The sequence below is a fragment of the Streptosporangium sp. NPDC048886 genome (genome assembly GCF_055586905.1).
On record NZ_JBVJHH010000007.1, the window covers coordinates 60,916 to 86,886 of the forward strand.

At 72.4% G+C, this 25,971-nt stretch carries 23 protein-coding genes and 1 riboswitch; of the genes, 10 read left to right on the plus strand and 13 right to left on the minus strand.

Features of this window, described 5'->3' with window-relative positions:
* Nucleotides 1–113: 113 nt before the first annotated feature.
* The 3 genes from ACZ6R6_RS10355 to prcB all read right to left on the minus strand — a co-directional run bounded on the left by ACZ6R6_RS10355 (nt 114) and on the right by prcB (nt 2,384).
* Nucleotides 114–623 carry a hypothetical protein gene (locus ACZ6R6_RS10355; RefSeq protein WP_470092002.1) on the minus strand — a complete coding sequence of 170 codons (510 nt, stop codon included), beginning with the start codon at nt 621–623 and terminating at the stop codon, nt 114–116.
* A 113-nt stretch (nt 624–736) separates the two neighbouring features.
* Nucleotides 737–1,510 (minus strand): proteasome subunit alpha, encoded by a 774-nt coding sequence (gene prcA, locus ACZ6R6_RS10360; protein WP_306875687.1) that lies wholly within the window; start codon nt 1,508–1,510, stop codon nt 737–739.
* Nucleotides 1,511–1,535: 25 nt separating this feature from the next.
* Nucleotides 1,536–2,384, minus strand: coding sequence for a proteasome subunit beta (prcB, locus tag ACZ6R6_RS10365; RefSeq protein ID WP_470092004.1), 849 nt, complete (start codon nt 2,382–2,384; stop codon nt 1,536–1,538).
* Between the two features lie 185 nt (nt 2,385–2,569).
* On the opposite strand from prcB, the gene ACZ6R6_RS10370 reads away from it, so the two are divergent.
* The 7 genes from ACZ6R6_RS10370 to ACZ6R6_RS10400 all read left to right on the plus strand — a co-directional run bounded on the left by ACZ6R6_RS10370 (nt 2,570) and on the right by ACZ6R6_RS10400 (nt 11,752).
* A complete protein-coding gene (locus tag ACZ6R6_RS10370; protein ID WP_470092006.1) occupies nt 2,570–3,952 on the plus strand; it encodes an extracellular solute-binding protein in 1,383 nt (460 codons plus the stop codon).
* A gap of 96 nt (nt 3,953–4,048) precedes the next feature.
* Nucleotides 4,049–4,933 (plus strand): carbohydrate ABC transporter permease, encoded by an 885-nt coding sequence (locus ACZ6R6_RS10375; RefSeq protein WP_470092008.1) that lies wholly within the window; start codon nt 4,049–4,051, stop codon nt 4,931–4,933.
* Nucleotides 4,930–5,754: a carbohydrate ABC transporter permease gene (locus tag ACZ6R6_RS10380; protein ID WP_470092010.1), complete on the plus strand. Its 825-nt coding sequence runs from the start codon at nt 4,930–4,932 to the stop codon at nt 5,752–5,754. Before ACZ6R6_RS10375 ends, ACZ6R6_RS10380 begins: the two co-directional genes overlap by 4 nt.
* The gene (locus tag ACZ6R6_RS10385) at nt 5,751–6,806 is read left to right on the plus strand and encodes an ABC transporter ATP-binding protein (RefSeq protein WP_470092012.1); all 1,056 of its coding nucleotides are present in this window, start codon (nt 5,751–5,753) and stop codon (nt 6,804–6,806) included. The genes ACZ6R6_RS10380 and ACZ6R6_RS10385 overlap by 4 nt, the downstream gene beginning before the upstream one ends.
* Nucleotides 6,803–8,008, plus strand: a complete 1,206-nt coding sequence (locus ACZ6R6_RS10390) for a CehA/McbA family metallohydrolase (protein WP_470092014.1) — start codon at nt 6,803–6,805, stop codon at nt 8,006–8,008. The genes ACZ6R6_RS10385 and ACZ6R6_RS10390 overlap by 4 nt, the downstream gene beginning before the upstream one ends.
* Nucleotides 8,005–9,066: a Gfo/Idh/MocA family protein gene (locus ACZ6R6_RS10395; RefSeq protein WP_470092016.1), complete on the plus strand. Its 1,062-nt coding sequence runs from the start codon at nt 8,005–8,007 to the stop codon at nt 9,064–9,066. The genes ACZ6R6_RS10390 and ACZ6R6_RS10395 overlap by 4 nt, the downstream gene beginning before the upstream one ends.
* Nucleotides 9,056–11,752, plus strand: a complete 2,697-nt coding sequence (locus ACZ6R6_RS10400; protein WP_470092018.1) for a glycoside hydrolase family 38 N-terminal domain-containing protein — start codon at nt 9,056–9,058, stop codon at nt 11,750–11,752. The genes ACZ6R6_RS10395 and ACZ6R6_RS10400 overlap by 11 nt, the downstream gene beginning before the upstream one ends.
* 397 nt (nt 11,753–12,149) lie before the next feature.
* On the opposite strand, the gene ACZ6R6_RS10405 is transcribed toward ACZ6R6_RS10400, so the two are convergent.
* Nucleotides 12,150–12,359 carry a ubiquitin-like protein Pup gene (locus ACZ6R6_RS10405; RefSeq protein ID WP_306869159.1) on the minus strand — a complete coding sequence of 70 codons (210 nt, stop codon included), beginning with the start codon at nt 12,357–12,359 and terminating at the stop codon, nt 12,150–12,152.
* A 229-nt stretch (nt 12,360–12,588) separates the two neighbouring features.
* On the opposite strand from ACZ6R6_RS10405, the gene ACZ6R6_RS10410 reads away from it, so the two are divergent.
* From ACZ6R6_RS10410 to ACZ6R6_RS10420, 3 genes are all read left to right on the plus strand, one after another.
* Nucleotides 12,589–12,993: a hypothetical protein gene (locus ACZ6R6_RS10410; RefSeq protein ID WP_470092020.1), complete on the plus strand. Its 405-nt coding sequence runs from the start codon at nt 12,589–12,591 to the stop codon at nt 12,991–12,993.
* A gap of 100 nt (nt 12,994–13,093) precedes the next feature.
* Nucleotides 13,094–13,915, plus strand: a complete 822-nt coding sequence (locus ACZ6R6_RS10415) for a serine/threonine-protein kinase (RefSeq protein ID WP_470092022.1) — start codon at nt 13,094–13,096, stop codon at nt 13,913–13,915.
* A gap of 217 nt (nt 13,916–14,132) precedes the next feature.
* Nucleotides 14,133–15,017 carry a serine/threonine-protein kinase gene (locus ACZ6R6_RS10420; RefSeq protein ID WP_470092024.1) on the plus strand — a complete coding sequence of 295 codons (885 nt, stop codon included), beginning with the start codon at nt 14,133–14,135 and terminating at the stop codon, nt 15,015–15,017.
* A gap of 72 nt (nt 15,018–15,089) precedes the next feature.
* Here the strand turns inward: ACZ6R6_RS10420 and ACZ6R6_RS10425 are convergent, their stop codons facing one another.
* From ACZ6R6_RS10425 to arc, 9 genes are all read right to left on the minus strand, one after another.
* Complete coding sequence (locus ACZ6R6_RS10425) at nt 15,090–16,514, minus strand: cobyrinate a,c-diamide synthase (protein ID WP_470092026.1); 1,425 nt, start codon at nt 16,512–16,514, stop codon at nt 15,090–15,092.
* Nucleotides 16,508–17,110 carry a cob(I)yrinic acid a,c-diamide adenosyltransferase gene (gene cobO, locus ACZ6R6_RS10430; RefSeq protein ID WP_470092028.1) on the minus strand — a complete coding sequence of 201 codons (603 nt, stop codon included), beginning with the start codon at nt 17,108–17,110 and terminating at the stop codon, nt 16,508–16,510. Before cobO ends, ACZ6R6_RS10425 begins: the two co-directional genes overlap by 7 nt.
* 33 nt (nt 17,111–17,143) lie before the next feature.
* On the minus strand, nt 17,144–19,246 hold the full coding sequence (locus ACZ6R6_RS10435) for a putative cobaltochelatase (protein ID WP_470092030.1): 2,103 nt from the start codon (nt 19,244–19,246) through the stop codon (nt 17,144–17,146).
* A 23-nt stretch (nt 19,247–19,269) separates the two neighbouring features.
* Entirely contained in the window at nt 19,270–19,833 is a 564-nt protein-coding gene (locus ACZ6R6_RS10440) for a histidine phosphatase family protein (RefSeq protein WP_470092032.1), read from the minus strand.
* Entirely contained in the window at nt 19,830–20,579 is a 750-nt protein-coding gene (locus ACZ6R6_RS10445) for a CbtA family protein (protein WP_470092034.1), read from the minus strand. Before ACZ6R6_RS10445 ends, ACZ6R6_RS10440 begins: the two co-directional genes overlap by 4 nt.
* A gap of 7 nt (nt 20,580–20,586) precedes the next feature.
* Nucleotides 20,587–20,781, minus strand: a complete 195-nt coding sequence (locus ACZ6R6_RS10450; RefSeq protein ID WP_306869134.1) for a CbtB domain-containing protein — start codon at nt 20,779–20,781, stop codon at nt 20,587–20,589.
* A 30-nt stretch (nt 20,782–20,811) separates the two neighbouring features.
* Nucleotides 20,812–20,928, minus strand: a riboswitch (cobalamin riboswitch).
* A gap of 136 nt (nt 20,929–21,064) precedes the next feature.
* On the minus strand, nt 21,065–22,579 hold the full coding sequence (gene dop, locus ACZ6R6_RS10455) for a depupylase/deamidase Dop (RefSeq protein WP_306869132.1): 1,515 nt from the start codon (nt 22,577–22,579) through the stop codon (nt 21,065–21,067).
* An 87-nt stretch (nt 22,580–22,666) separates the two neighbouring features.
* On the minus strand, nt 22,667–23,824 hold the full coding sequence (locus tag ACZ6R6_RS10460; RefSeq protein ID WP_451932589.1) for an acyltransferase family protein: 1,158 nt from the start codon (nt 23,822–23,824) through the stop codon (nt 22,667–22,669).
* A gap of 313 nt (nt 23,825–24,137) precedes the next feature.
* Nucleotides 24,138–25,901 carry a proteasome ATPase gene (arc, locus tag ACZ6R6_RS10465; RefSeq protein ID WP_306869126.1) on the minus strand — a complete coding sequence of 588 codons (1,764 nt, stop codon included), beginning with the start codon at nt 25,899–25,901 and terminating at the stop codon, nt 24,138–24,140.
* Nucleotides 25,902–25,971 lie beyond the last annotated feature (70 nt).

Sequence of the window (25,971 nt, forward strand, 5' to 3'; positions counted from 1 at the left end):
CCGAACCCCTCTTGCGGGAGGGATCAATGAGGTTTTCGGTCGTACGGCTTATGCCCCGGGCGATGTACTGCTAAGCACGGGCACGGCCGCGCGCGGCGGCCGTGCGGCCCGGCTCAGGGGGTGTAGATCTCCTGGAGCTTGACGATCTCCCCCCGGTAGACGGTGATCAGCGCCGGGCGCCGATACTCCTTGACCCGGGCCAGCAACGTCGCGCGGGAGCAGCGCTTGGCGCCCAGACCCTGCCTGTTCACGGTGAAGCCCGCCAGATCGGCCGAGCAGCCGAAGGCGCTGAGGAAGACGACTTTCTTGGCGACAGGCGAGGCGTAGGCGGAGACGTGGCCCTCCGACGGGCCCACGAAGTGGCCCTCGCTGTATTTGTCCTTCACCCACTTGATCGGCGTGTACTCCACCTGGCCGGTGCTCACATGGGTGATCCAGCCGCGCAGGATGCCGTTTTTGCGGGGGCTGATGCGCTTGGTGAAGTCGTGGCCGGGGTCGGCCTGGAACGTCGTGCCGAAGATCTTCGGCACGGGGAAGTCGGGGACCGTCGCGGCCTCGGCGGGGACCGCCCCGGCCAGGGCGAGGGAGAACACGGCGGCGACAGCCGGCAGGGAGCGCTTCATGCCCGATACGACGACGGCTGCGGGGGTCCGGTTGCCCGGGGACCCGGTGATCCGCATCACACGGCGAGCGCCGCGCCCCCCGCGTGGGGGGCGCGGCGCTCGCCGTCGCGTGGTCAGCCGCCCGAGCCGGTGTCGATCTCCCCCTCGGGCGCGGTGGGCGGAGCGTCGGCCGCCCCGGGCTCGGGGGCCGGCGCGGCCGCCCCGGCCCCCTCGGCCAGCAGCCGCTCCAGCCTCGGGCCGGTGAGCCGCAGGAACTTGCGGTGCGGCCGGTTGCGGTCGAGCACCGCGACCTCGAGCTGGCTCGCCGGGGAGCGTTCGCCGCCCGGTTCGGTCAGCGCGAACAGCGCCGCCTCCAGCGCCTCGGCCAGCGGCAGGCCGTCGCGGTAGCGCTCCTTGAGCCGGCCCGCGACCGCCTCGGCCTGACCGCCCATCGCCACCAGGCCGGTCTCGTCGAAGACCGAGCCGTCGAAGGTGAGGCGGTAGATGTGGTCCTCGTCGGAGGAGTCGCCCACCTCGGCGACCACGATCTCGACCTCGAAGGGCTTCATCGACTCGGTGAAGATCTGGCCGAGGTTCTGCGCGTAGAGGTTGGCCAGGCCCCGCGCGGTGACGTCGTCGCGGGCGTAGTTGTAGCCGTTGATGTCGGCGTAGCGGATGCCGCCGAGCCGCAGCGCCTCGAACTCGTTGTAGCGGCCGACCGCGGCGAACCCGATCCTGTCGTAGATCTCACTGATCTTGTGCAGGGCACGCGAGGGGTTGGGGGCGACGAACAGGATGCCGTGCTCGTACTGCAGAACGACGACGCTACGGCCCCGCGCGATCCCCTTGCGCGCGTAGTCCGCCTTGTCCCGCATCTGCTGCTCGGGCGAGACATATCCAAAAGGCATGGACACCTGGGGTGTTCCTCTCGTGTTAGCGCAGCGGGGCGGCGGGGCCGTCGGGGGAGCTCATCCGCTCGTCGAGGACGGTGTGGACGTATCCGGCCACCTCGTCGTCGGACAGGCGGCGGAAGCCGTCGGCGGTGATCAGCGCGACGACCGGCCAGATCTTGCGGGTGACGTCGGGGCCGCCGGTCGCCGAGTCGTCGTCGGCGGCGTCGTAGAGGGAGTGGATGAGCGCCAGCACGGTGTCCTCCGGCGAGGCGTTCTCTCGGTAGAGCTTCTTCAGGGCGCCGCGCGCGAAGATCGAGCCGGACCCGATCGAATGGTATTGCTGCTGTTCGTAGGGGCCGCCTCCGACGTCGTAGCCGAAGATCCGGCCACCGTCGATCTCGGGGTCGTAGGCGGCGAACAGCGGCACCACGACCAGTCCCTGCATCGCCATGCCGAGGTTTCCGCGGATCATGGTGGCGAGCCGGTTGGCCTTGCCCGCCACCGAGAGCGTGCGGCCCTCCATCTTCTCGTAGTGCTCAAGCTCGACCCGGTAGAGCCGGGCCATCTCGATGCCGGTGCTCGCCGCCCCGGCGATGCCCATGCACGAGTAGTCGTCGGTCCGGAACACCTTCTCCATGTCCCGCTGGGAGATGATGTTGCCCGAGGTCGCCCGGCGGTCACCGGCCATCACCACACCGCCCGCGCAGGTCGCCGCGACGATCGTGGTGGCATGTGGAATCCGGTCGCCGACCGGCGCTGCCAGGGCCTCGTTCCGGCCGGGCAACAAGTCCGGCGCGTAGGAGCCGACGAACTCGGTGAACGAGGAAATGCCGCTGTTCGTGAAGATGTGATTCACCATGCCGGCGGGCAGGTCCCTGTGCGATCCCACGCGACTCCCTCCAAAGGTGCGGTCCTTTAAGGCCCGACCTTACTCATCTTGCCGTGCTGCTTGCACTTCCCTGGATCAGCTCAGCGCGAACCACCTCCGATCGGATCTTTGAATCTTTACGCCCGGGTAAGCCCGTGTAATCGTCGAGTTGTCGTGACATGCCTAACCCCCAAGAAGAGGTCACCGTGAGACTCTTCCGCCGACCGGTCCTGATTGCGACACTTACCGCCACCGTCCTCACGCTGCCCGCCTGCGGCTCCGGCGCCCCCGCCGGGGCGGGCGGCACCACCCTGACCATCACCGCCAACTCCATCTCCGGCGGCAAGAACGCCGCCGGCGCCGACTGGATCAAGCAGTGGGTCATCCCCCGGTTCGAGGCCGCGCAGAAGGCCGCCGGACACGAGGTCCGCGTCCTGTTCCAGCCGAACGGCGTGGACGACGAGCAGTACAAGACCAAGGTCGCGCTGGATCTGAAGTCGAGGACCGGCGCCGACGTGATCGACCTCGACGGGATCTGGGTGGGCGAGTTCGCCCAGGCGGGATACGTCAAACCGCTCACCGAGGTGGGCGGGGCGGCCGTGGAGACATGGGAGGGGTGGAGACAGATCCCCCAGGCCGTGCAGGGGCTGGGCATCTTCGACGGCAAGAAGTACGGGCTGCCGCAGGGGACCGACGGGCGGGTCCTCTACTACAACAGGGAACTGTTCCGGCAGGCCGGCCTGCCGGAGCGGTGGCAGCCGGGCAGCTGGCAGGAGATCCTCGACGCGGGGGCCGCGCTGAAGAAGGTCCCCGGCGTGACGCCGATCCAGATCAACGCGGGCACCGCGATGGGCGAGGCGACCGCGATGCAGGGCGCGCTGCCCCTGCTGGCCGGCGCCGGCGCGGAGATCTACGCCGGCGGCAAGTGGGCCGGCTCCTCCCAGGCGGTCAAGGACGTGCTGGGGTTCTACCGGCAGATCTACGCCGGCGGGCTGGGCGACCCGAAGCTCCAGCAGGAGGCCAAGGGCCGCGACAAGTCCTTCGCCGAGTTCGCCGACGGCAGGATCGGCATCCTCGCCGAAGGTGACTACTTCTGGCGGGCGGTGATCGACCCCAAGGTGGGCGTGGCCCCGATGGCCGACCGCGACCGGGTGGTGGGCTACGCCAAGATCCCCGCCATGCGGCCCGGCGCCGGGATCCGCGGCCAGGACTTCGTCAGCATGTCCGGCGGGGCCGTACGGGTGCTGAACCCCTTCTCCAGGAATCCCCGGCAGGCATGGGAGCTGCTGTCGTTCATGCACTCCGCCGAGGCGGTCAAGGCCGAGCTCGCCGGGGCCGCCCGCGTCACCTCCCGCTCCGACGTCAACGCCGAGGTCCTCGCCGCCGACCCGATGCTGAGGTTCATCTCCGAGGAGGTCCTGCCGATCACCGCCTACCGCCCCGGCCTGGCCGTCTACCCCCAGGTGTCGGCCGCCCTGCAGGAGGCGACGGCGGACGTCGTCGCCGGCCGGACCGCCGAACAGGCCGCCACCGCCTACCGGGCCAAAGTGGAAGGACTGGTCGGTGGCTCCGGCAACCTCGCCGACTGACCCCAAGGCCGTACCGGCCAACCGGACCGAGGAGCGAGGGAAGCCGTCGGTCATCGGCACCCGAGCCGCGACGCGCGGCGTCGCCGTGAGCACGCCGTGAGCACCGACGCGGCGGGGCTGGGCCGGGCACGGGCGGTCGGGTTCGTGCTGCCCGCGCTCGTGCTCATCGGGGTTTTCCTGATATTCCCGGCTGTCTGGACGGTCTATCTCGGGCTCACGGACTACCGGCTGACCGGCCTGGCCGCGGCGGAGCCCCGGCTGGTGGGGGCCGACAACTACGTCACGGCCCTCGGCGACGGACGGTTCCGGAACTCGCTCCAGTTGACCGTGCAGTACGTGCTGGGATCGGCGATCATCGGGCAGGCGGGGCTGGGGTTCGCCCTCGCGTGGATCATGCGCGACCGGCGCGGGCCCGTGCGGCGGCTGGTCGAGGGGCTGGTGCTGCTGTCGTGGATCCTGCCGGGATCGGTGGTGGCGTTCCTGTGGATCGCCCTGCTGGACCGTGACGGCGGCACGCTCAACGCCCTGCTCGGCACCCCCGGCGCGGCCTGGCTGCTCGACCACCCGATGCTGTCGATCATCGTGTTCAACACCTGGCGGGGCACCGCCTTCTCGATGATGCTCTACGCGGCGGCGCTGGAGAACGTCCCCCCGTCCCACCTGGAGACCGCCCGCCTGGCCGGGGCTTCGACCTTCCAGCAGCTGCGCGACGTGGTCCTGCCCCGGATCAAGGGACACGTGCTCACCAACGTGCTGCTGACCAGCCTGTGGACCTTCAACGACTTCACCCCGTTCCTCATCACCGCGGGCGGGCCCGAGGGCCGGTCGGAGATCCTGCCCTTCTACGTCTACAGCACCGCCCTGCGCGGCGGGCAGCTCGGCTTCGGCGCCGCCGTCTCCTTCCTCATCCTCCTGATCAACCTCGTCTTCGCCCTGGCCTACCTGCGCCTGCTGCGCGAGCGGCGGGAGGTCTCCGGATGAACCTCGTCCGGCACGTGCTGGGCCGGCTCGCCTCGGCCGCCTTCCTGGCGGTCGTCGTCGCCTTCTTCGCGCTGCCGATGCTCTGGCTGGCCTCGGCGCCCTTCGACGCGCACCCCTCCGTCACGGTGTCGCCGCCGGAGTTCACGCTGGACAACTTCCGCGCCATCCTCGACAACCCCTACGCGCTCGGCTCCATCGGCAACTCCGTGATCCAGGCGGGCGGCGCGGCGGTGACCGTGGTCGTCCTGGCCGCGCTGGCCGCCTACGCCCTGTCCCGGGTCCGGGTGCCCGGCCGCGACGCCCTGCTGTACGTGCTGTTGCTGCTCTCGTCGGTCGTCACGGGCACCGCCGCGATGGTGCCGATCTTCGAGCTGGCCACCCGGCTCGGCCTCGTCGACACCCATCTCGGGGTCGTCCTCGTCGTCTCCGGCGGCCTGCTCCCGGCGGCGATCTTCATCCTCAAGGACTTCATGGACGCCACCCCCACCTCCTACGAGGAGTCCGCGCGGGTCTTCGGCGCCTCCCCGCTGCAGATCCTGCGGCACATCGTGGTCCCCCTCGTGCGGCCGGGCCTGGCCACGGTCGCGGTGTGGGCGGTGGCCAGCGTGTGGGGCGGCTTCCTGATGCAGTACATCCTGCTGCGCGACCCCGGCAAGTCCCCCAGCGCGGTCGTCCTCTACACCCTCTACACCGAGGGCGGCCAGCCCGACCTCGCCCTCATCTCGACGTTCTCGCTGCTCTACTCGCTGCCGGTGGTACTGATGTACCTGTTCGTCAGCAGCAGGTACGGCTTCCGCTTCCATGGAGGGATCAAGCGGTGATCTCCGTACAGGGTCTGACCAAGGTGTTCCCCGGGGGAGCGCGGGCGCTCGACTCCCTCGACCTCGACGTCGGGGAGGGGGAGTTCTTCGCGCTGCTGGGCCCGTCGGGCTGCGGCAAGACCACGCTGCTGCGGAGCATCGCCGGCCTGGAGACCCCCACCTCCGGAAGGATCGGCATCGGCGGGAGCGACGTGACGGCGCTGCCGCCCGGCCGCCGCGACGTCGCCATGGTCTTCCAGGACTACGCCCTCTTCCCCCACATGGACGTCACCGCCAACATCGCCTACCCTCTGCGGATCAAGAAGACGCCCCGCGTCCGGCGGGAGGCCAGGGCCGCCGAGGTCGCCGCCAGGCTCAGCCTGACCGAGCTGCTCGGCAGGCGTCCCGGGCAGCTGTCGGGCGGCCAGCAGCAGCGGGTCGCGCTCGCCCGGGCCATCGCCTGCCGTCCCCGGGCCTTCCTGTTCGACGAGCCCCTGTCCAACCTCGACGCCCGGCTCCGACTGGAGGCCCGCACCTTCCTCAAGCGCCTGCAGGACGAGCTCGGCGTCACCACCGTGTTCGTCACCCACGACCAGGGCGAGGCCCTCGCCCTGGCCCACCGGATCGCGGTGATGGACGCCGGGCGGATCGCCCAGGTCGGCACCCCGGCCGAGATCTTCCACCGGCCCGCCACCACTTTCGTCGCCTCCTTCATCGGCGCCACCCCGATGAACCTGCTGCCCGGCGAGGCCGGCGGCGGCGCGCTCCACGTGGCGGGGGCGGTGCTGCCCGCACCCGAGGGGCTGCCCGACGGCGAGCGGGTCGTGTACGGCGTGCGCCCGGAGTACACCGACCTGTCGGCCACCAGAAGAGACGACGGGTTCGCCGGGGAGGTCGCCGTGCTGGAGAACCTCGGCACCGCGACCCTCGTCACCCTGGAGGGCGCCGGCCACCTCGTCCAGGCCGTCGTCCCCGAAGGTCACGAGCCCGCCGTCGGCGCGGCCGCCTGGGCGGTCCCCCGGCGCGGGCGCGCCCTGGTCTACCGCGACGACCGACTGGCCGGGCAGGCATGAGGGCGCTGCGCGTCACCGGCCGGTGGACGTTGGAGGACCGGCTGGCCGCCCCCGTCCACGACGTCCCGTTCGAGCTGCCCGCCGACGCCCGGGGCTTCACCGTCCGGCTGTCCTACGACCGCTCGGCGGGTGTGCTGGACCTCGGCTGCCACGGGCCGCTGGGCTTCCGCGGCTGGTCCGGCGGCGCCCGCTCCGAATACACGGTCACCCCCACCTGGGCCACCCCCGGCTACCTGTCCGGCGAGCCCGAGCCCGGCCTCTGGCGGGTCCTCCTCGGCCTCCACCGCGTCCCGCCGGGCGGCCTGCCGTACGAGCTGAGGGTCATCCCGCACCTGTCCCCGCCCCTCACCCCGCCCGCCCGGCCCGGCCTGCGGCCCCCTCCCCCGCCCCGCGAGCCGGCCGCGACCAGGCGCGGCCTGCCCTCGCTCGGCGGGCTGCGCTGGCTGGCCGGGGACCTGCACGCCCACACCGTCCACTCCGACGGCTCGCTCAGCGTCTCCGAGCTGGCCTGCCTGGCCGCCGACCGGGGCCTGGACTTCCTCGCGGTCACCGACCACAACACCGTCAGCCACCACGCCGAGCTGCCCGCCGCCGCCACCTTCGCCTCCATCACCCTCGTCCCCGGCCAGGAGGTCACCACCGATCTCGGCCACGCCAACGCCTTCGGCGACATCGGCTGGATCGACTTCCGCCAGAGCCCGGACCGGTGGGCCCGGGAGGTGCGCGACAGGGGCGGGGTGCTGTCGATCAACCACCCCGTCGCCGGCGACTGCGCCTGGCGCCACCCCATGACCACGCGGCCACCCGCCGTCGAGGTGTGGCACTGGAGCTGGTGGGACCGGACCTGGGGCGCGCCGCTGGCCTGGACCCAGATCTGGTCGGCGGGGGCGGCGATGGTCGGCGGCAGCGACTACCACCGGCCCGAGGAGGGCCATCCGCCCGGCGACCCCACCACCTGGGTGCTCGGCGGCGACCCCCTGGAGGGGCTGCGCACCGGCGCCACCGCCGTGTCCGCCACCCCCGACGGGCCGCTGCTGCTCCGCCACGGCGACGACTTCCTGGTCGTCGGCGGCGACGGGCTGGTGCTGTGGGGGCCGGACATGCGGCGGGCCGTCGTCGGCGACCGGGTCACCGTCCCGGCCCGGCCCGGCCCCCACCGGCTGGAGACCTTCCGCAACGAGGTGATGGCACTGTGCACATGAGGATCGCGGTCGCCGGGCTCGGCGTCGCCGCGCAGGTCATATACCTGCCGCTGCTGGCCAGGCGCCGGGAGCTGTTCGAGGTGACCGACGTGTGCGACCTCGACCCCGCGCAGGCGGAGTCCGTCGGGCGGCGGCTCGGGGCGCGCTGGTGCGCCGACCCCATGACGATGCTCGACCGGGGCGGCTTCGACGCGCTCATCGTGCTCACCGCCGGGACCCACGGGGCCCTCGTCGCCGCCGCCCTGGAGCGCGGCCTCGCCGTACTGTGCGAGAAGCCCCTGGCCTACAGCCAGGCCGAGGCGCGCGCGCTGAAGAACGAGACGCGGCTGATGGTGGGCTACATGAAACAGTACGACCCGGCCGTGCGGCGGGCGGTGGCGCTGCTGGAGGGGCGCACCGTCCGGCACCTGGACGTCACCGTGCTGCACCCCACCGGCGAGGCCCAGCTCGCCTTCGCCCGTGTCCGGCCCTCGCGGCCGTCCCCGGCGGCCCTCGAACCCTGGATCAGAGCCGACGAGAAGGCCCTGGACACCGCCCTCGGAGCCGCGCCCGCACCGATCAGGTCACTGTATTCGGGGGTCGTGCTCGGCAGCCTCTGCCACGACCTCGCGCTCATGCGCACCTTCAGCGGCCCGCCCGCCACCGTCGAGCACACCGCCGTGTGGGAGGGGCCCTCCATCGAGGTCGGCGGAGCCCTGCGGCAGGGCCGCTACAGCCTGCGCTGGCACTACCTGCCCGGCCACCCCGCCTACCGGGAGACCGTCAGCGTCCACCACGAGGAGGGCACACTGGAGCTGGTCTTCCCCTCCCCCTATCTGATGAACGCCCCCACGGTCCTGACCTCCAGCTCCCTGGACGGGACGACGGAGGTCAGGACCGTCCACCGCGACGTGTCCGAGGCGTTCGAACGCCAGCTCGAGGCCTTCCACGCCCTCGCCACCGAGGGCACCGCCCCGCTCACCGGGCTCGCCGGCGGCCTGGCCGACATCGTGACAGCCCAGAGAATCATCAGGTCGGTCGCCGGGCCGTCGACCGGAGGCGAGGCGCATGACGCCTGACATCGTGGTCGTCCCGCACACCCACTGGGACCGCGAGTGGTACCTGCCGTTCCAGCGGTTCCGGCTCGGCCTGGTCCGCATGCTCGACGAGGTCCTCGACACCATGGCCGCCGACCCCGGCTACCGGTTCACCATGGACGGCCAGCTCGCCGCCCTGGAGGACTATCTGGAGATCCGCCCCGAACGGCTCCCCGAGGTGAGGGGGCTCATCGCGCAGGGCCGCCTCGCCGCCGGACCGTGGCTCATCCTCGCCGACGAGTTCCTCTGCGCCGGGGAGACGCTGATCCGCAACCTCGAGTACGGCATGCGCGGCGCCGCCGAGCTCGGCGGCGTCATGCGGGTCGGGTATCTGCCCGACCAGTTCGGGCACTGCGCCCAGATGCCGCAGATCCTGCGCCAGGCCGGCCTCGGGCACGCCTGCCTGTGGCGCGGCGTGCCCGCCTCCGTCGACCGCGACGCCTTCGCCTGGGTCGGCGCCGACGGCACCGCGATCCGCACCCAGTATCTCCCTGGCGGGTACGGCAACGCCGTCGCCCTGTTCAGCGGCCCTCCGGAGGCGCTCGCCGACCGTCTCGCCGCCTTCACCGAGACCATGCGCCCCTGGCGTCCCACCGGCCCCCTGCTGGCCATGTACGGCGCCGACCACAGCGCCCCGGCCGCCGACATCACCGCCGCCGGGCTGCGCGTCGCGACCCTCCACGACTACGTCACCGCCCAGGACCCCGCCGTCACGGGCCTGCCGGCCGTCCACGGCGAGCTGCGCTCCCACGCCCGGGCCAACATCCTGCCCGGCGTCCTCTCGGCCCGCATGCCCGCCAAACAGGCCATGGCCCGCGCCGAGCGCGTCGTCACCCGCTACGCCGAACCCCTGGCGGCGCTCTGGCTGCCCGGCAGCACGGCCGCCTCGAAACTGCTCGACATGGCCTGGCGCCGCCTCATCGCCTGCAGCGGCCACGACTCCATCACCGGCTGCGGCGCCGACGAGACCGCCCAGCAGGTCGCCGCCCGCATCGCCGAGGCCGAGCAGATCGGCCAGGCCGTCGTCGACATGGTCAGCGCCTCCCTCGCCGACCGGGCCGGCCGCGACGACCTCGTGGTCGTCAACCCCTCGCCCTTCCCGCGCACCGCCCTGGTCCTGGCCGACCTGCCCGACAGCCGCGCCGCCCTGTCAGCCCCGGACGGCGGCCGGGTGCCGTCGCAGCGGCTGGAGCTGGCCCCCACCCTCCTCGACGAGACCGTCATGGACGACCTCACCCGGCTCCTCGGCCGGGTTCACGAGCGCGAACTCCTCGGCCTGCAGATCGTCTCCTGGTCCGCCTCCGCGGACGTCTCCGAGAACGTCTTCACCATCGTCGTCGGCCGCCACGCCACCAGCGGCTACGACTACGCCGACCTCCGGGCCGCGGTGCTGCGCGGCGCCGCGGCCCGGCCGGGCCCCTGGCGGGTGCGCACCCTCGCCGAGCCCGTCGTCACCGTCGCCGCCCACGTCACCGTCGCGCCGCTGGGCCGTACCGTGCTGACCTCCACACCCGCGCGGGCCGCCGCGCCGGACTCGCCCGGCTGGGAGCGCCCGGCCGACGGCACGCTCGACAACGGCCTGCTCCGCGTCACCGTCGCCCCCGACGGGACCCTGTCGCTGTCGTCGGCCGGCGCCGAGGCCCACGGCGTGGGCCGCGTCGTCGACGGCGGCGACGCCGGCGACACCTACAACCACGCCCCGCCCCGCGCCGACGCCCTCGTCGACACCCCCGTCAGGGTCGAGGTGGAGAGCGTCTACGCCGGGCCGCTGGTGTCGGTGCTGGAGATCCGCCGCGTGTACGCCTGGCCGGCCGGCGGCACGCCGCAGGCCCGCTCGGAGGCCACCGAGAGCGTCACCGTCACCACCCGGGCCGAGCTCCGGGCGGGCGAGCCCTACCTGCGCCTGGAGATCTCCTTCGACAACCGCTGCCGCGACCATCGGGTCCGCTGGCACGCGCCGCTCCCCCGGCCGGCGGCGGAGTCCTTCTCCGAGGGGCAGCTCTCGGTGGTGCGGCGCGGCCTGACGGGTGAGGGCGGCTGCGGCGAGACCCCCCTGCCCACCTTCCCCGCCGAGGGCTTCGTCACCGCCGGCGGCCTGGCGGTCCTGCTGGACCAGGTGACCGAGTACGAGCTGACCGGCCGCGAGCTGGCGCTCACCCTGATCCGCTCGGTGGGGCTGCTGTCGAGGGACCGCCACGCCTACCGCGACGAGCCCGCCGGCCCCCAGCTCCCCACCCCCGCCGCCCAGTGCCCCGGGCCGGTCACGATGCGCCTGGCCGTACTGCCCCACGCGGGCGCCTGGCACGAGGCGGGGCTGCCGCGCCTGGCGGAGGAGTATCGGCACGCGCTGCTGGCGGTGCCGGGGTCGGGCCGCCTTCCCGCCGCCTCCCCGGGCACGTCCGCCGGGGGCGCCGGCACGCCCATCACCGTCGAGGGCGCGGGAGTGGTGCTCACGGCGCTGCGCGAGCGCGGCGACGTGCTGGAGATCCGTCTCGTGGCCGAGCACCCCTCGGCCACCGAGGCCGTCATCCGCGGCCCGTTCGCCACCGCCCGCCACTCCGACGTGCTCGGTGTGGCGGGCGGGCGGTTGGAGGTCGCCGGCGGCGTGGTGCGGCTGCCGCTGCGCCCCTTCGAGATCGCGACCGTTCACCTGACGAGATCGGGCTGAGCGCGTCCCTTCTCACCCTGTGGCATGGCCGGTGATCCCACCGGAGCGTGTCAGGTGGGTGCGGCCGGGCCCCCGGCAAGCGGCATGCCCGTCAGACTGTGATTGATTACGGCTGAATTCGGCGTGCGAACTGACTCTTTTGTATTTCGGACAGTATTCGTCCCTTCGGAAACCCCGGGCCGCACCCGGAGAGTCTTCCCCCGCCCAGCCCTCCGTTTACCGCGGTCCGAGGTGGAGCCCCTTCGGGAAGTGCTCCTCGCAATGGCGGGCGCGGCCGTCCGCCATCCGCGTGCCGGTCCGGACTCGGCGACCGGCCCGGCCGGCCCGCGGCCGGGACGGGTTTCCGGACTGACCGTTGAATCCACCTCAAGCCTGACCGTTTGTCCGGACCCGTCTTCTACTCGCCGCCCTTTTGGACGTAACTCCGCACGAACTCCTCGGCGTTCTCCTCGAGGACCTCGTCGATCTCGTCGAGGATCGAGTCGACGTCGTCCGAGAGCTTCTCGTTGCGCTCCTGGACGTCGGAGGTGTCCACCGTGGTGGTCTCCTCCACGTCCTTGTCGCTCCGGCTGCCGTGCTTCTGCCCGCCGGTCTCCTTGCTCGCCATCTGTGGCACCTCCGCTTGGGGGACGCTTGTGCTTCATATCTTCCCCGAACCGGCAGACATTTCGCGCGGATCGTCCCGCGATCTTCGCGAGAACGCGTCGCGGCCGCTCCGAGGTCCTGCCTGTCAGAGAACCCGCTCCCGCCCCCCTGAGGCAAATTCTTCCCCACTTGACTGGATAGCGACCCTATCCAATAATTGGCTAGCGCAGCTATCCAATGAAAGGACCCCCATGTCACCCGCATCGCTGAGCACCGCCGGAGTGCTCCTGATCACCGTGCCCACCATCGCCTTCGGCGGCGTCTCCCTGCTCGCGCACATCATGCGCGGCATCCCCGGCTACCTGGACAACCCGGTACGGCGGGGCCTGTGGCGGGCCGGGCACGCGCACGCGGGCATCCTGGTGCTCTTCGCGCTCGTCGCGATGGTCTACGTCGACCAGGCCGACCTGTCCGACGGCCTGAAGACCCTCGCCCGCGTCCTGATCGTCGCGGCACCGATCCTGATGCCGATCGGCTTCTTCCTGTCGGTCGTCCGCCCCTCCGACACCAAGCCGAACAGGCTGATCTGGCTGACGGTCCTGGGCGGGGTGTCGCTGGGCGCCGGGACGTTGCTGCTGGGCATCGGCCTCGTCTGACCGCCTTTACTTGGTAGATTCACATATTTCCGTATTCTTACTGACACGCCCGGACCGCTCCAGTTAGGCCCGAGGGGGACGAAACTGCGATCATTGGCAGGTGAGCACCATCGTCGCCAGCCGGTACAAACTCGTCTCCCCCGTCGGCCGTGGAGCGACCGGCGTCGTCTGGCGCGCCTACGACCTGCTGCTCGAACGAGAGGTGGCGCTCAAGGAGATCGTCCTCCCACCCGGGCCCGAGGCGGCCGAGCGGCGGCGCCTGGTGGTGCGCGAGGCGCGGATGGCGGCGCGGCTGAGCCACCGGGGCATCGTCACGGTGCACAACCTGGCCGAGGAGGCCGAGCGGCTCTGGATCGTCATGGAGTTCCTGGAGGCGCTGACCCTGCACGACACGCTGGTCCAGGCCGGGCCGCTCCCTGCGGACCTGGTGGCCGCGATGGGCCGCCGCCTGCTGGAGGCGCTGCGGCACGCGCACGACGGCGGGGTGATCCACCGCGACATCAAGCCGGCCAACATCATGCTGACCGGCGACCGGGTGGTGCTGGCCGACTTCGGCTTCGCCGCGCCCGAGGGGGCGACCAACACCTCGATGCGGGGCACGCCGGCGTTCATCGCGCCGGAGGCGCTGCACGGCCGGGGCGGCACCCGTGAGGCGGACATGTGGTCGTTCGGGGCGACCCTCTACATGGCGGTGGAGGGCCGGACCCCGTTCCGCACGGTCAACTCGATGGCCGCTCTGGTGGAGGCGCTGCGGGAGCCGGCGCGCGCGCCGCGCCGGGCGGGCCCCCTGGAGCCGGTCCTGCGCGGGCTGCTGCGCAAGGACCCGAGGGCGCGGCTGAGCGCCGAGCAGACCTCGGCCATGCTGGCCAACGTGGCCGTCCCGGCGCGGCCCGGTCTGGTGCGGCCGGACAGCGCGGCCTGACCCGGTGCGGCCCGGCGGCACCGCCGGACCGCACCGATCACCGATTGCCCGCCGGAATTAAGAAGGCAATCAAAACTCCGCCGCACCCGTTCAATACTCGGCTATCCGTGCTACTCAATCGTTATGCGCAATCACCTATCACGGCGGCGGCGTGCACCGTTCCAGATGTAAACATGAATCAGCTGAGGGGCCCGGCTTCTACTGCAACGGATGGTTCATGGGAACGGGAACGGGAAACACACGGCTACTGGGTGGCCGTTATCAGCTGATTTCACCGATCGGGCGGGACGGCGTGGGCATCATGTGGCGCGCCCACGATTCACGGCTCCGCCGGAATGTGGCCATCAAGGAAATTCAGCCGCTGTTCCGGGAACATGGGGCGGACCTGCAGGAGGCGCGCCGCAGGGCGCTGCGCGAGGCGCGTTCGGCCGGGCGGCTGAACCACCCGGCGGTGGTCTCGGTGCACGACCTGCTGGAGGAGGGCGGACGGCTCTGGATCGTGATGGAGCTGCTGGAGGCCCTCACGCTGAAGGAGACGGTACGGCACCTGGGCCACCTGCCGGTCCACTGGGCGGCCTGGATCGGCTTCCAGCTGCTGTCGGGACTACGGCACGCCCACGGGGCGGGTGTGCTGCACCGCGACATCAACCCGGGCAACGTCCTGCTGACCGGCGACCGGGTGGTGCTGTCGGACTTCGGGATCGCGGCGCTGAGCGGGGAGGCGAGCGCCTCGACGACCGTGCCGATCGGCTGCGCGCCCGGCTACCTGGCGCCGGAGCGGCTGCGGGGCAGGCCGGCGACCCCGGCCGCCGATCTGTGGTCGTTCGGGGCGAGCCTGTATTTCGCCGTGGAGGGGCGCGCACCGTATCCCGGCTCCGACTCCCCGGCGGTGCTGGGCACGGCGATGACCAGGAATCCGGACCCGCCGGCGAAGGCCGGACCGCTCCGGGCGGTCCTGGAGGGGCTGCTCCGGCGCGATCCGGCGGCCCGCATGAGCGCCGGGCAGGCCGCGCGCCTGCTGTCGGATGTCCTCCGGCTGGAGGGGGTGACGGTCGCGTCGCCGCGGTTGCCCACGGCCCGGCCCCAGCACTTCACATCGTAGATCAGCCCATCCTCACGAGAGACGCGCGACCGGTGCCGGCCGGGGCCGGCCCGCCCGAGGAGGAGCCGAGCACTAGCGGCACGCCGCCACGAACCGGGCGGCCAGATGGGGGCCGCCGGCCCAGTGCAGGTGCAGGTAGGAGGCGACCACCCGGCCATCGGCGAACCCGTCGCCGCCGCCCCGCCAGCGGAACAGGGGCCGCTCCGGCGCGGGCCGGACGGCGGTGCGGTGGAACTCGTGGCCGCGGTACCGCTCACCCTCCCTGGTCAGCACCGAGTCCCGGACGGCCACCGCGTCCCGGTATCCGAGGGTGAGCGCGCCGGTCATCCCGGCCTCGACGTCCAGGACCCCGCACATCGGCCTGCCGTCCAGCTTCCGGGCGAGATACAGCAGGCCCGCGCACTCGGCTGAGATCGGCCCGTCGAAGGCGGCGATCTCCTTGCGCAGCGGCTCGTTGGCCGACAGCTCGGCCGCGTAGACCTCGGGGAAGCCGCCGCCGATGACGATCCCCCGGCTCCCCTCGGGCAGGGCCTCGTCGGTGAGGGGGTCGAAGGTGACGACCTCCGCTCCGGCGGCCGTCAGGAGTTCGGCCTGTTCGGTGTAGCCGAAGGTGAACGCCTGGCCGCCGGCGACCGCGATCCTCGTCGTGGCCGGCGCGGTCCCAGTGGCCGGCGCGGTCCCAGTGGCCGGCGCGGTCCCAGTGGTCGGCGCGGTCCCAGTGGTCGGCGCGGCCCCGGTGGCCGCCGTCTCCGGTGCGTCCGCCGCGACGGGCCCGGCCGGGCCGGGGCTCCACGGGCGGGCGCGCAGCGGCGGCGCGGTGCGCGCCAGCCGTACCAGTTCCTCCAGGTCGCAGGAGCCGGCCACGAGGGCGGCGACGGCGTCGACGGCCCGGGTGGCCTGCGTCCGGCGTTCGGCGGCGGGGACGAGGCCGAGATGCCGGGAGGGGACGGAGACGGCGTCGCTGCGGCGGATCGCGCCCAGCACCGGGACGCCGCTCTCGGCCAGGGCCTCGCGGCAGAGGTCCTCGTGCCGGGCCGAGCCGATCCTGTTGAGGATCACCCCGCCGAACCTGAGCCGGGTGTCGTAGGAGGCGAACCCGTGCACGAGCGCGGCCACGGACCGGCTCTGTTTCGCCGCGTCCACGACCAGGACCACGGGGGCGTCGAGCAGCCTGGCGACGTGCGCGGTGGAGGCGTATTCGCTCGCGCCCGCCCCGTCGTACAGGCCCATCACCCCCTCGACCACCGCGAGGTCGGCCCCGGCCGCGCCGTGCAGGAACAGCGGGGCGACGAGCTCCTCCCCCACCAGCCACGGGTCGAGGTTGCGCCCGGGGCGGCCGGTGGCCACGGCGTGGTATCCGGGATCGATGTAGTCGGGTCCCACCTTGTGCGGGGAGACCGCCATCCCCCGGCGGGCCAGCGCGGCCATCAGTCCGGTCGCCACGGTGGTCTTCCCGGCCCCCGAGGCCGGGGCGGCGATGACCAGGCGGGCTACCATTCGATGCCCTTCTGGCCTTTCTGCCCGGCGTCCATGGGGTGCTTGACCTTGCCCATCTCCGTCACCAGGTCGGCGACGGCGACCAGGCGGGGGTCGGCGTCGCGTCCGGTGACGACGACGTGCTGGCCGCCCGGCCGCCCGGCCAGGGTGTCGACCACCTCGTCGGCGTCGATCCAGCCCCACTTCATCGGATAGGTGAACTCGTCGAGCACGTACAGGCGGAACGTCTCGGCGGCGAGGTCGCGTTTGATCTGTTCCCAGCCCTCGCGGGCGTCGGCGGCGTGGTCCTCCTCGGTGCCGGGGCGCTGGATCCAGGACCAGCCCTCCCCCATCTTGTGCCAGGAGACCGACCCGCCCTCCCCCGAGTCGCCGAGCACCCGCAGGGCGCGCTCCTCGCCGATGCGCCATTTGGCCGACTTGACGAACTGGAACACCCCGATCGGCCAGCCCTGGTTCCAGGCGCGCAGGGCCAGGCCGAAGGCGGCGGTGGACTTGCCCTTGCCGGGGCCGGTGTGCACGATCAGCAGCGGCCGGGTGCGGCGCTGCCGGGTGGTCAGGCCGTCGTCGGGCACGCTGACCGGTCTGCCCTGGGGCATCGTTGATCACCTTTCATCGTCGTGCGGGCGCCGTCACGCGGCGCTCCGGCGCTCACGGATCATCCCGGCGAGGTCGGTGAGGTCGTCCAGGCGCACGGTCTCGGCGCCCATCCGCTCCGCCAGGGAGCGGGCCAGGCCGAGGCGGACGTGCCCGCCCTCGCAGTCCACCACCACGCCCGTCACCCCGGCCAGCAGCCCGGCGGCGCGGTGGGAGTCCTCGACGGTGCCGGAGGTGGCCCGTCCGTCGGTGACCAGGACCACCAGCGGGCGTCTGGCCGGGTCGCGCAGGCGCTCCACTCGCAGCACCTCGGCGGCCCGCAGCAGCCCCGCGGCGAGGGGGGTGCGCCCGCCGGTGGGCAGCTCGCGCAGCCGGGCGGCGCCCGCCTCGACAGAGGAGGTGGGCGGCAGCACGAGGTCGGCGCGGCTGCCGCGGAAGGTGACCAGCCCGACCTTGTCGCGCCGCTGGTAGGCGTCGAGCAGCAGGCCCAGTACGGCCGTCTTGACCGCGCGCATGCGCTGCCGGGCGGCCATGGATCCGCTCGCGTCCACGACGAACAGCACCAGGTTGCCCTCGCGGCCCTCGCGGACGGCCTCCCTGAGGTCGTCGCGCCGCAGCAGCAGGCCGGGACCGCTCCTGCCCCGGCTGATCTGGTACGGCGCGGCGGCGCCGACGGTCGCCTTCAGGTGCAGGGAGGCGGGGCGGCCCCGGGGGGTCCGGGCGCCGGTGGTCCGGCCGAGGGGGGTCGTGGCCCGTGACCGCCGTCCGGGGGCGCCGGCTCCGACGCCGGGGACGGTGAACAGCCTGGCGGGCCGCGCCGGGTCGGCGTCGAAGGCGTCGAAGGTCTGGTCTCGGCGGGCGCCCCCGGCCGCCGGCCCCGGAGCGGCGGCCGGCGACGGGTCGCCGGGCCGTGCGGGGCCGGCGGCCGGAGCGCCGGGGTGGGCGCGGTCCTCACCGGCGGCGTCCCGGCCGGAGCGGTCCGCCGGGCCGTCCTCCCCGCGACCGTCGTTCACCGAGGTGTCCCGGCCGGGGCCGTCCCCCGCGGGACCCCCCTCCCCCGGGCCGTCCCCGCCGGAGCCACCGGGGCCGCCGGGGTCCGGGCCGTCCGGATCGTCGTCGGGGCCGTCGGGGAACCGGTCGAGGATCTCCTCCAGTTTGGACTCGTCCAGACCGGGGGCGTCGAAGGGGTCGCGGCGGCGGCGGTGCGGGAGGGCGAGCCTGGCGGCCTCCCGCACGTCGTCGGCGGTGACGGCGGTACGGCCCTGCCAGGCGGCGTGGGCGATCGCCGCGTTCGCGGTGACCAGGTCCGCCCGGAGGCCGTCCACCTCGAACGCCGCGCAGACCGTGGCGATCTGCCGGAGCGCGGAGTCCGGCAGGACCACCTGCGCCACCCGGGCCCGCGCCTCGGCGATGCGTGCCGCCAGCGCCCGCTCCTGCCCGGACCAGCGGGCGGCGAACCCGGCCGGTCCGGCCTCGAACTCCAGACGCCGCCGCACCACCTCCGCCCGCTGCGACGGCTCCCGCGACGCCCGGACCTCCACGGTCAGCCCGAAGCGGTCGAGGAGCTGCGGGCGCAGCTCTCCCTCCTCCGGGTTCATGGTGCCCACCAGCAGGAACCGGGCGGCGTGCCGTACCGACACCCCTTCGCGCTCGACGTAGCAGGTGCCGAGCGCGGCGGCGTCGAGCAGCAGGTCGACCAGGTGATCGTGGAGCAGGTTGACCTCGTCGACGTAGAGGACGCCCCGGTGGGCGGCCGCCAGGAGGCCGGGTTCGAACGCCTTCACCCCCTCGGTGAGCGCGCGTTCGAGGTCGAGGGAGCCGGCCAGGCGGTCCTCGGAGGCGCCGACCGGCAGCTCGACCAGGCGCGCGGGCCGCGCGGCCGCCGTCCGGTCCCGGTGCGGCCCGTCCGGGCACTCGGGGTCCGGCGCGGCGGGGTCGCAGGAGAAGCGGCAGCCGTCCACCGCCTCGACGGCGGGCAGGAGCGCCGCCAGCGCCCGCACGATCGTGGACTTGGCGGTCCCCTTCTCGCCCCGGACCAGCACCCCGCCGACGCGGGGGGAGACGGCGTTGAGGATGAGCGCGAGTTTCAGCTCCTCCGACCCCACGATCGCGGTGAAGGGGTAGCGCGGGTCACGCACTTTCGGGATCTCCTTGGATGTCGTCACGCCGGGTAGCTCAGCCGCCAGCGCCCGCCGCGCCCGGTGAGCGCGACGCGGGCCAGCGGCGCGACGTCGACGCGCCAGAAGGCTGGGGCGGGGGCGCCGAGGGCGTGGACGACCGCGGCGCGGATGAACGAGGGGTGGGTGATCGCGACGGTCCGGCCGGGGGCCCGGTGGGAGAGCCAGCCGGCCACCCGGCCGAGGAGCCCGGCGACCGACTCCCCTCCGTGGGGCGCGGCGCCGGGGTCGGTGAGCCAGGCGGCGAGGGCCTCGGGTTCGGCGGCCTCGACCTCCTCCAGCGTCCGGCCGCTCCAGCGTCCGTGGTCACAGTCGGCCAGCAGCGGGTCGGGGTCGATCCGCAGGCCGAGCGCCGTGGCCGTCTGGGTGCAGCGCAGCTCCGTGGCGCAGGCCGCCGGGCCGTGACCGAAGTGCCCGGCCAGGCCGGCGGCCCGGCGCAGGCCGCGTCCGTCGAGCGGTTCGTCGCCCGGGAACGCGGCCCGCGCCGTCGCCTGGGTCGAGGCGTGGCAGACCAGCAGCAGCCGCGTGACCCCCGAGGGGGCCGTCACACCGGGCTGCGCCTGCGCGCGGCGAAGGCGAACAGGGCGCCGACGCCGAGCCAGAAGACCGCTTGGGTGCCGATGGAGGCGATCCGGAAGTCCCACAGCAGGTCGGCGGGGAAGCCCTGGGGCACCTCGCTGATCTCCGGCAGGAGGATCCAGGCCGCCGCGACCGGTATCAGGACCGCGGCGCCGGCCGCCGCCCAGCGCAGCCACGGCTCGCTCCGGTCGGCGTAGCGGTGGGTGGCCGCGCCCGCGGCGACGGAGAGGATCCCGATGGCCACGGCGACCAGGTAGAGCACGGTGCGCTGGTTGATCGTCTCAGGGTCGCCGACGGCGGGCGGGTTGGCGGGATACTTCAGGAAGGGCACCAGGACGATCGCGGTGAACGCGGCGGCCGCGAGGGTGACCGCGAGCGCCGGTTCCGACCGGGGCCCGGCCCGGCCGCGCAGGGCCGCGTAGGCGAGGGCGAACAGCCCGCCGACGGCCAGCCCGTACAGGCCGAGGGCGAGGAAGAGGCCGAACCGCTGGCCGTCCCTGCTGACCAGTGCCTCGTCCTCGCCGTGGGAGTGCCCCGCGGGCGCGGCCTCCCCGTGGGAGTGGGATCCGGTGGCCGGGGCGGCGGCCGCGGCCGCCTCCTCCAGCGCGATGGCCTGGTCGATGCGCGGCTCGCCCACGGTGTAGGCGAAGGCGGCCGCGATCAACCCGGCGAGCAGTCCGACGAGCATGCCCCGGACGATGAGTTTGATGATCACTTGCGGCTCAGTGGCACGGAACGCCGAGCAGATGGCGCCCGTCGTGCATGAGTTCGTGCAGGTAATTCCCGGCCTGCGAGATCGCTCCCTGGTCGAAGGCGACCAGGTAGGCGATGAGCAGCAGCACCGGTACGGCGAGCAGCCAGCGGGTGAGGGAGATCCATGGGATGGGCTGGGCGTGCGGAGCAGAGATCTGGCTCACGGCCACCTCCTTCGGGATTGACGCGTCCCTTTTCGTAGGTCGGTGGCGGCCGAGTGACCTGGCTCCCGGCCCTTGGGCCGGTTACAGTGGCGCGACCGCACCGGAATCTCACCGGATTTCCCTCGCACCGCCACAAAACACCCGGAACGTACCCCGGTTGTCCGCCGCCCGTCAATCCGGGCGGCGCCGGGGACCCGGGCGGGACACGCCGTCCGCACCCTCGGCGGGCACGGGCCGCAGGGCGGCGGCCCGCTCCGGCCGGCGCCCCGCGACAGGATCGGCCCTACTCGCCGGTGAGCGCGTTCACCAGGTCGGCGGCCGTGCGGCAGCGGTCGAACAGCTCGCCCACGTGGGCCTTGGTGCCGCGCAGCGGCTCCAAGGTCGGGACGCGCTGCAGGGACTCGCGGCCGGGGATGTCGAAGATGACCGAGTCCCAGGAGGCGGCCGCGACCGACTCGCTGAACTGGCTCAGGCAGCGGCCCCGGAAGTAGGCCCGCGTGTCGCCGGGCGGCGCCTCGATGGCCCGCTGGACCTCCTCCTCGGTGACCAGGCGCTGCATCCGGCCCCGGGCGACCAGCCGGTTGTACAGGCCGCGGTCGGGGCGGATGTCGGAGTATTGCAGGTCGACGAGCTGCAGGCGTGGGTGGGACCAGGCCAGGCCGTCGCGGGTGCGGTAGCCCTCCAGCAGCTCCAGCTTGGCCACCCAGTCCAGCTCCCTGGACAGTTGCATCGGGTCTTCGGCCAGGCGGGTCAGGACCGACTCCCAGCGGTCCAGGACGTCCTTGGTGAGCTCGTCCACGCCGTTGCCGCTGCGCTCCTCGGCGTATTTGCGGGCCAGCTCCAGATACTCCATCTGGAGCTGGACGGCGGTGAGCTTGCGGCCGTCGCGCATCGCGATCTCGTATCTGAGCGTCGGGTCGTGGGAGACCGCGCGCAGCGCCTGGACGGGGTTCTCGACCGCGAGGTCGCGGGTGAAGTAGCCGTCCTCGATCATGGCCAGCACCAGCGCGGTGGAGCCGAGCTTCAGGTAGGTCGAGATCTCCGACATGTTGGCGTCGCCGATGATGACGTGCAGGCGGCGGTATTTCTCCGGGTCGGCGTGCGGCTCGTCCCGGGTGTTGATGATCGGCCGCTTGAGCGTGGTCTCCAGGCCCACCTCGACCTCGAAGAAGTCGGCCCGCTGGCTGATCTGGAAGCCCTCGCCCCGCGAGTCCTGGCCGATGCCGACCTTGCCTGCGCCGGTGACGACCTGCCGGGAGACGAAGAACGGCGTCAGGTGCCTGACGATGTCGGCGAACGGCGTGGCCCGCCGCATCAGGTAGTTCTCGTGGCAGCCGTAGGAGGCGCCCTTGTTGTCGGTGTTGTTCTTGTAGAGCTGGATCGGGGCGTTGGTCGGGATCGCCGACGCGCGGACCGCGGCGTCGTGCATGACCCGCTCCCCCGCCTTGTCCCAGATCACCGCGGCCCGCGGGTTGGTGCACTCGGGAGTGGAGTATTCGGGATGGGCGTGGTCGACGTAGAGCCGAGCGCCGTTGGTGAGGATCACGTTGGCCAGGCCCAGGTCCTCGTCGGTGAGCTGGCTCTGGTCGGCCACCTCCCTGGACAGGTCGAAGCCCCGGGCGTCGCGCAGCGGGTTCTCCTCCTCGAAGTCCCACCGCGCCCGCCGCGCCCTGGCGGCCGAGGCGGCCAGATAGGCGTTGACGACCTGGGAGGAGGTCACCATCGCGTTGGCCCCCGGCTGTCCGGGCACGGAGATGCCGTATTCCGTCTCGATGCCCATCACCCGCCGTACCGTCATGCGCACCCTCTGTTCATCCGGGACTTGACTTCTCCGCCGTATATATCCCCGACCCTAGACCCTTCACTATGCCCGGTGACCAGACAGTTATGGCACCGAGGCCGTTTCGCCCGTCGCGAAGGGCGTCCGGAAGGGCGGGGAGGGCGGCGCGGACGGCGGTACGGACGGCGGTGCGGCCCCGCGGCGGCGCCTGGCCTTGACGAACTCCTGAACGGGCCGTTCGACCAGCCGGTACACCAGATAGGAGAAGGCCATCGCGGCCAGCGTGGTGACCACGGCGGTCAGCCAGGGCGGCAGCGTGTCCCGCAGGGCGGGGATGATCAGGACGGCGGCCGTGGTGTGGAACAGGTAGAGCGGGTAGGTCAGGGCGCCCAGGACGACCAGGCCGCGCCAGCGCAGCCGGCTCAGCCAGCCGAGCGCCACCATCGCCATGAGCACGTAGAAACCGATCACGGTGGCCGCGACGGCCCACTCCGGCACGGGCATGGCGGCGTAGCCGACCTTCTCGATCCGCCCGGCGACCCGGTCGAGCGCCGAGTTGACCGCCAGGCCGGCGCTGATCCCGGCCAGGCACCACAGGACCAGCTTGGGCCCGTGCTTGGTCATCAGGAAGAAGGCCATGCCGCCGACGAAGTACGCCGCGTACTTGGGCATCACCACGAGGTCGACCCACTTGTCCTCGCTGCCGGTGAAGAACCCGGCCGCCAGCAGCCAGACCCCCATGAAGACGAGGCACCGGTTGAACGTCACCCCGACGAGCACCAGGACCGAGATCAGCACGTAGAAGCGGAGCTCGGCCCAGAGCGACCAGTAGACGCCGTTGGCGTCGTAGACGCCGAAGGCGCGCTGGAGCATCGTGAGGTTGACCCCGTACTCCCCGGCGCTGAGCTTGGGGTCCAGCGCGGTGGCGGCGCTCAGGCCGTAGACCGCGGCCGTGGCGCCGACGCTGACCCAGTAGGCGGGGAACAGCCGCACCAGCCGGGACAGGGCGAAGGCGCCCAGCCCCCGGCCCCAGATGCTCATCAGGATGACGAATCCGCTGATCATGAAGAACAGCTCGACGCCCAGGATGCCGAGGCCGGACAGCGTGGAGATCGCCGGGAACAGCTCCGACGGGCGCTCCCCCCACACCGAGGCGAAGGCGATGAAGTAGTGGAAGGCGAGCACCGCCATGGCGGCGACGAAACGCAGGAGGTCGAGTTCGGCGAGGCGGCCGCTCCCCCGAGCCGCTCCACGGGACCCCACGCCGGTCACCTGACGACCGGGCCGAAATGTTCATGCACGCCACTTGGACGGCGTTTAGATCATTTGGGTTCCATGTGACGCCGTTCGACTTGCGGGACGGACGGGACGGCGCCTCGCGGCCGGGCCGGGGTGCGGGCCGTGGTCTCCGGACCCCGCACCGGCGCGGCCCCGCGGAGGGGCGCCGCGCCGGTGCGGGCGCCGCCGGGAACGCCGACGGCGCGGCTCTCCGGAAGGAGCGCCGCGCCGCCGTGGGTGGTGCCGTGAACGCCGGTGGCGCGGCCATCTCGGGGAACGCCGCGCCGCCGTGGGTGGATCAGAGGTATTGGCCGGTGTTGGCCACCGTGTCGATGGACCGGCCGGCCTCGGTGCCCTGCTTGCCCGTCACGAGGGTGCGGATGTAGACGATCCGCTCGCCCTTCTTGCCGGAGATGCGGGCCCAGTCGTCGGGGTTGGTGGTGTTGGGCAGGTCCTCGTTCTCGGAGAACTCGTCCACGCAGGCCGCCAGCAGATGCTGGATCCGCAGGCCCTTCTGCCCGGACTCGAGGAACTGCTTGATCGCCATCTTCTTGCTGCGGTCGACGATGTTCTGGATCATGGCGCCGGAGTTGAAGTCCTTGAAGTAGAGGACCTCCTTGTCGCCGTTGGCGTAGGTCACCTCGAGGAAGCGGTTCTCCTCGCTCTCGGTGTACATCCGCTCGACCACCCGCTGGATCATGCCCGAGATGGTGCCCTCGCGACTTCCGCCGTGCTCCGCGAGGTCCTCGGGGTGGAGGGGGAGGTCTTCGATGAGGTACTTCGAGAAGATGTCCTTGGCCGCCTCGGCGTCCGGCCGCTCGATCTTGATCTTGACGTCCAGGCGGCCGGGCCGCAGGATCGCCGGGTCGATCATGTCCTCGCGGTTGGAGGCGCCGATCACGATCACGTTCTCCAGGCCCTCGACGCCGTCGATCTCCGACAGGAGCTGGGGGACGATGGTGTTCTCGACGTCGGAGGAGACGCCCGAGCCGCGGGTCCGGAAGATCGAGTCCATCTCGTCGAAGAACACGATCACCGGGGTGCCCTCGGAGGCCTTCTCACGGGCCCGCTGGAAGACCAGACGGATGTGCCGCTCGGTCTCACCGACGTATTTGTTGAGAAGCTCGGGACCCTTGATGTTGAGGAAGAAACTCTTTCCGGACTGGCCGGTCTTCTCCGCGACCTGCTTGGCCAGGGAGTTGGCGACGGCCTTGGCGATGAGCGTCTTGCCGCAGCCGGGCGGGCCGTACAGCAGCACACCCTTGGGCGGACGCAGTTTGTGCTCGCGGAAGAGGTCGGCGTGCAGGTAGGGAAGCTCGATCGCGTCCCGGATCTGCTCGATCTGCCGCATGAGCCCGCCGATCTCCTCGTAGGAGATGTCGGGCACCTCCTCCAAGACGAGCTCCTCGACCTCGGACTTGGGGATGCGCTCGTAGACGTAGCCCGAGCGCGGCTCCAGCAGCAGTGAGTCGCCGGCCCGGACCGGCTGGCCCAGCAGCGACTCGGCGAGCTTCACCACCCGCTCCTCGTCGGCGTGCGAGATCACCAGCGCGCGCTGGCCGTCCTCAAGGAGCTCCTTGAGCATCACGATCTCGCCGATGTCCTCGTATCCGAGGGCCTCGACCACGTTGAGCGCCTCGTTGAGCATGACCTCCTGGCCACGCTTCAGCGAGTCGGCGTCCACCGCTGGACTGACGTTCACCCGAAGTTTGCGGCCACCGGTGAAGACCTCCACCGTGCCGTCTTCCCTGCTTTCGAGGAACACGCCGAATCCGGATGGCGGCTGCGCCAACCGGTCGACCTCCTCCTTCAGCGCGACGATCTGGTCTCTGGCCTCCTTGAGGGTGGCCACCAGACGCTCGTTCTGGCCGGTAACGGCCGCCAGATTCGCCTGCACTTCATGGAGACGCTCTTCGATGACCCTGGCCTGCCGGGGAGACTCCGTCAGCTTCCGACGTAGCGCGGTGAGCTCCTCCTGCAGGAAGGAGACCTGTGTTGTGAGGTCAGCGACCTCCCGTTCGCGCTGCGCGGCTCGAGCCTCAGCGTCGTCGCGAGCTGCCACGGCGTCACCTCCTTCCCAGTCGAGACCGACTACTCAAAACCCTACCCATCTGGGGGCTGTCCGTTACCTG

Bases quoted from the DNA above. Each gene is read 5' to 3' on its own strand.
- cobO (WP_470092028.1), bottom strand. From the start codon at position 17,110: ATGCCCCAGGGCAGACCGGTCAGCGTGCCCGACGACGGCCTGACCACC.
- ACZ6R6_RS10390 (WP_470092014.1), top strand. From the start codon at position 6,803: ATGAGGGCGCTGCGCGTCACCGGCCGGTGGACGTTGGAGGACCGGCTG.
- dop (WP_306869132.1), bottom strand. From the start codon at position 22,579: ATGACGGTACGGCGGGTGATGGGCATCGAGACGGAATACGGCATCTCC.
- ACZ6R6_RS10380 (WP_470092010.1), top strand. From the start codon at position 4,930: ATGAACCTCGTCCGGCACGTGCTGGGCCGGCTCGCCTCGGCCGCCTTC.
- ACZ6R6_RS10410 (WP_470092020.1), top strand. From the start codon at position 12,589: ATGTCACCCGCATCGCTGAGCACCGCCGGAGTGCTCCTGATCACCGTG.
- ACZ6R6_RS10420 (WP_470092024.1), top strand. From the start codon at position 14,133: ATGGGAACGGGAACGGGAAACACACGGCTACTGGGTGGCCGTTATCAG.
- ACZ6R6_RS10400 (WP_470092018.1), top strand. From the start codon at position 9,056: ATGACGCCTGACATCGTGGTCGTCCCGCACACCCACTGGGACCGCGAG.
- ACZ6R6_RS10425 (WP_470092026.1), bottom strand. From the start codon at position 16,514: ATGGTAGCCCGCCTGGTCATCGCCGCCCCGGCCTCGGGGGCCGGGAAG.
- ACZ6R6_RS10355 (WP_470092002.1), bottom strand. From the start codon at position 623: ATGAAGCGCTCCCTGCCGGCTGTCGCCGCCGTGTTCTCCCTCGCCCTG.
- prcA (WP_306875687.1), bottom strand. From the start codon at position 1,510: ATGCCTTTTGGATATGTCTCGCCCGAGCAGCAGATGCGGGACAAGGCG.
- ACZ6R6_RS10395 (WP_470092016.1), top strand. From the start codon at position 8,005: ATGAGGATCGCGGTCGCCGGGCTCGGCGTCGCCGCGCAGGTCATATAC.
- ACZ6R6_RS10405 (WP_306869159.1), bottom strand. From the start codon at position 12,359: ATGGCGAGCAAGGAGACCGGCGGGCAGAAGCACGGCAGCCGGAGCGAC.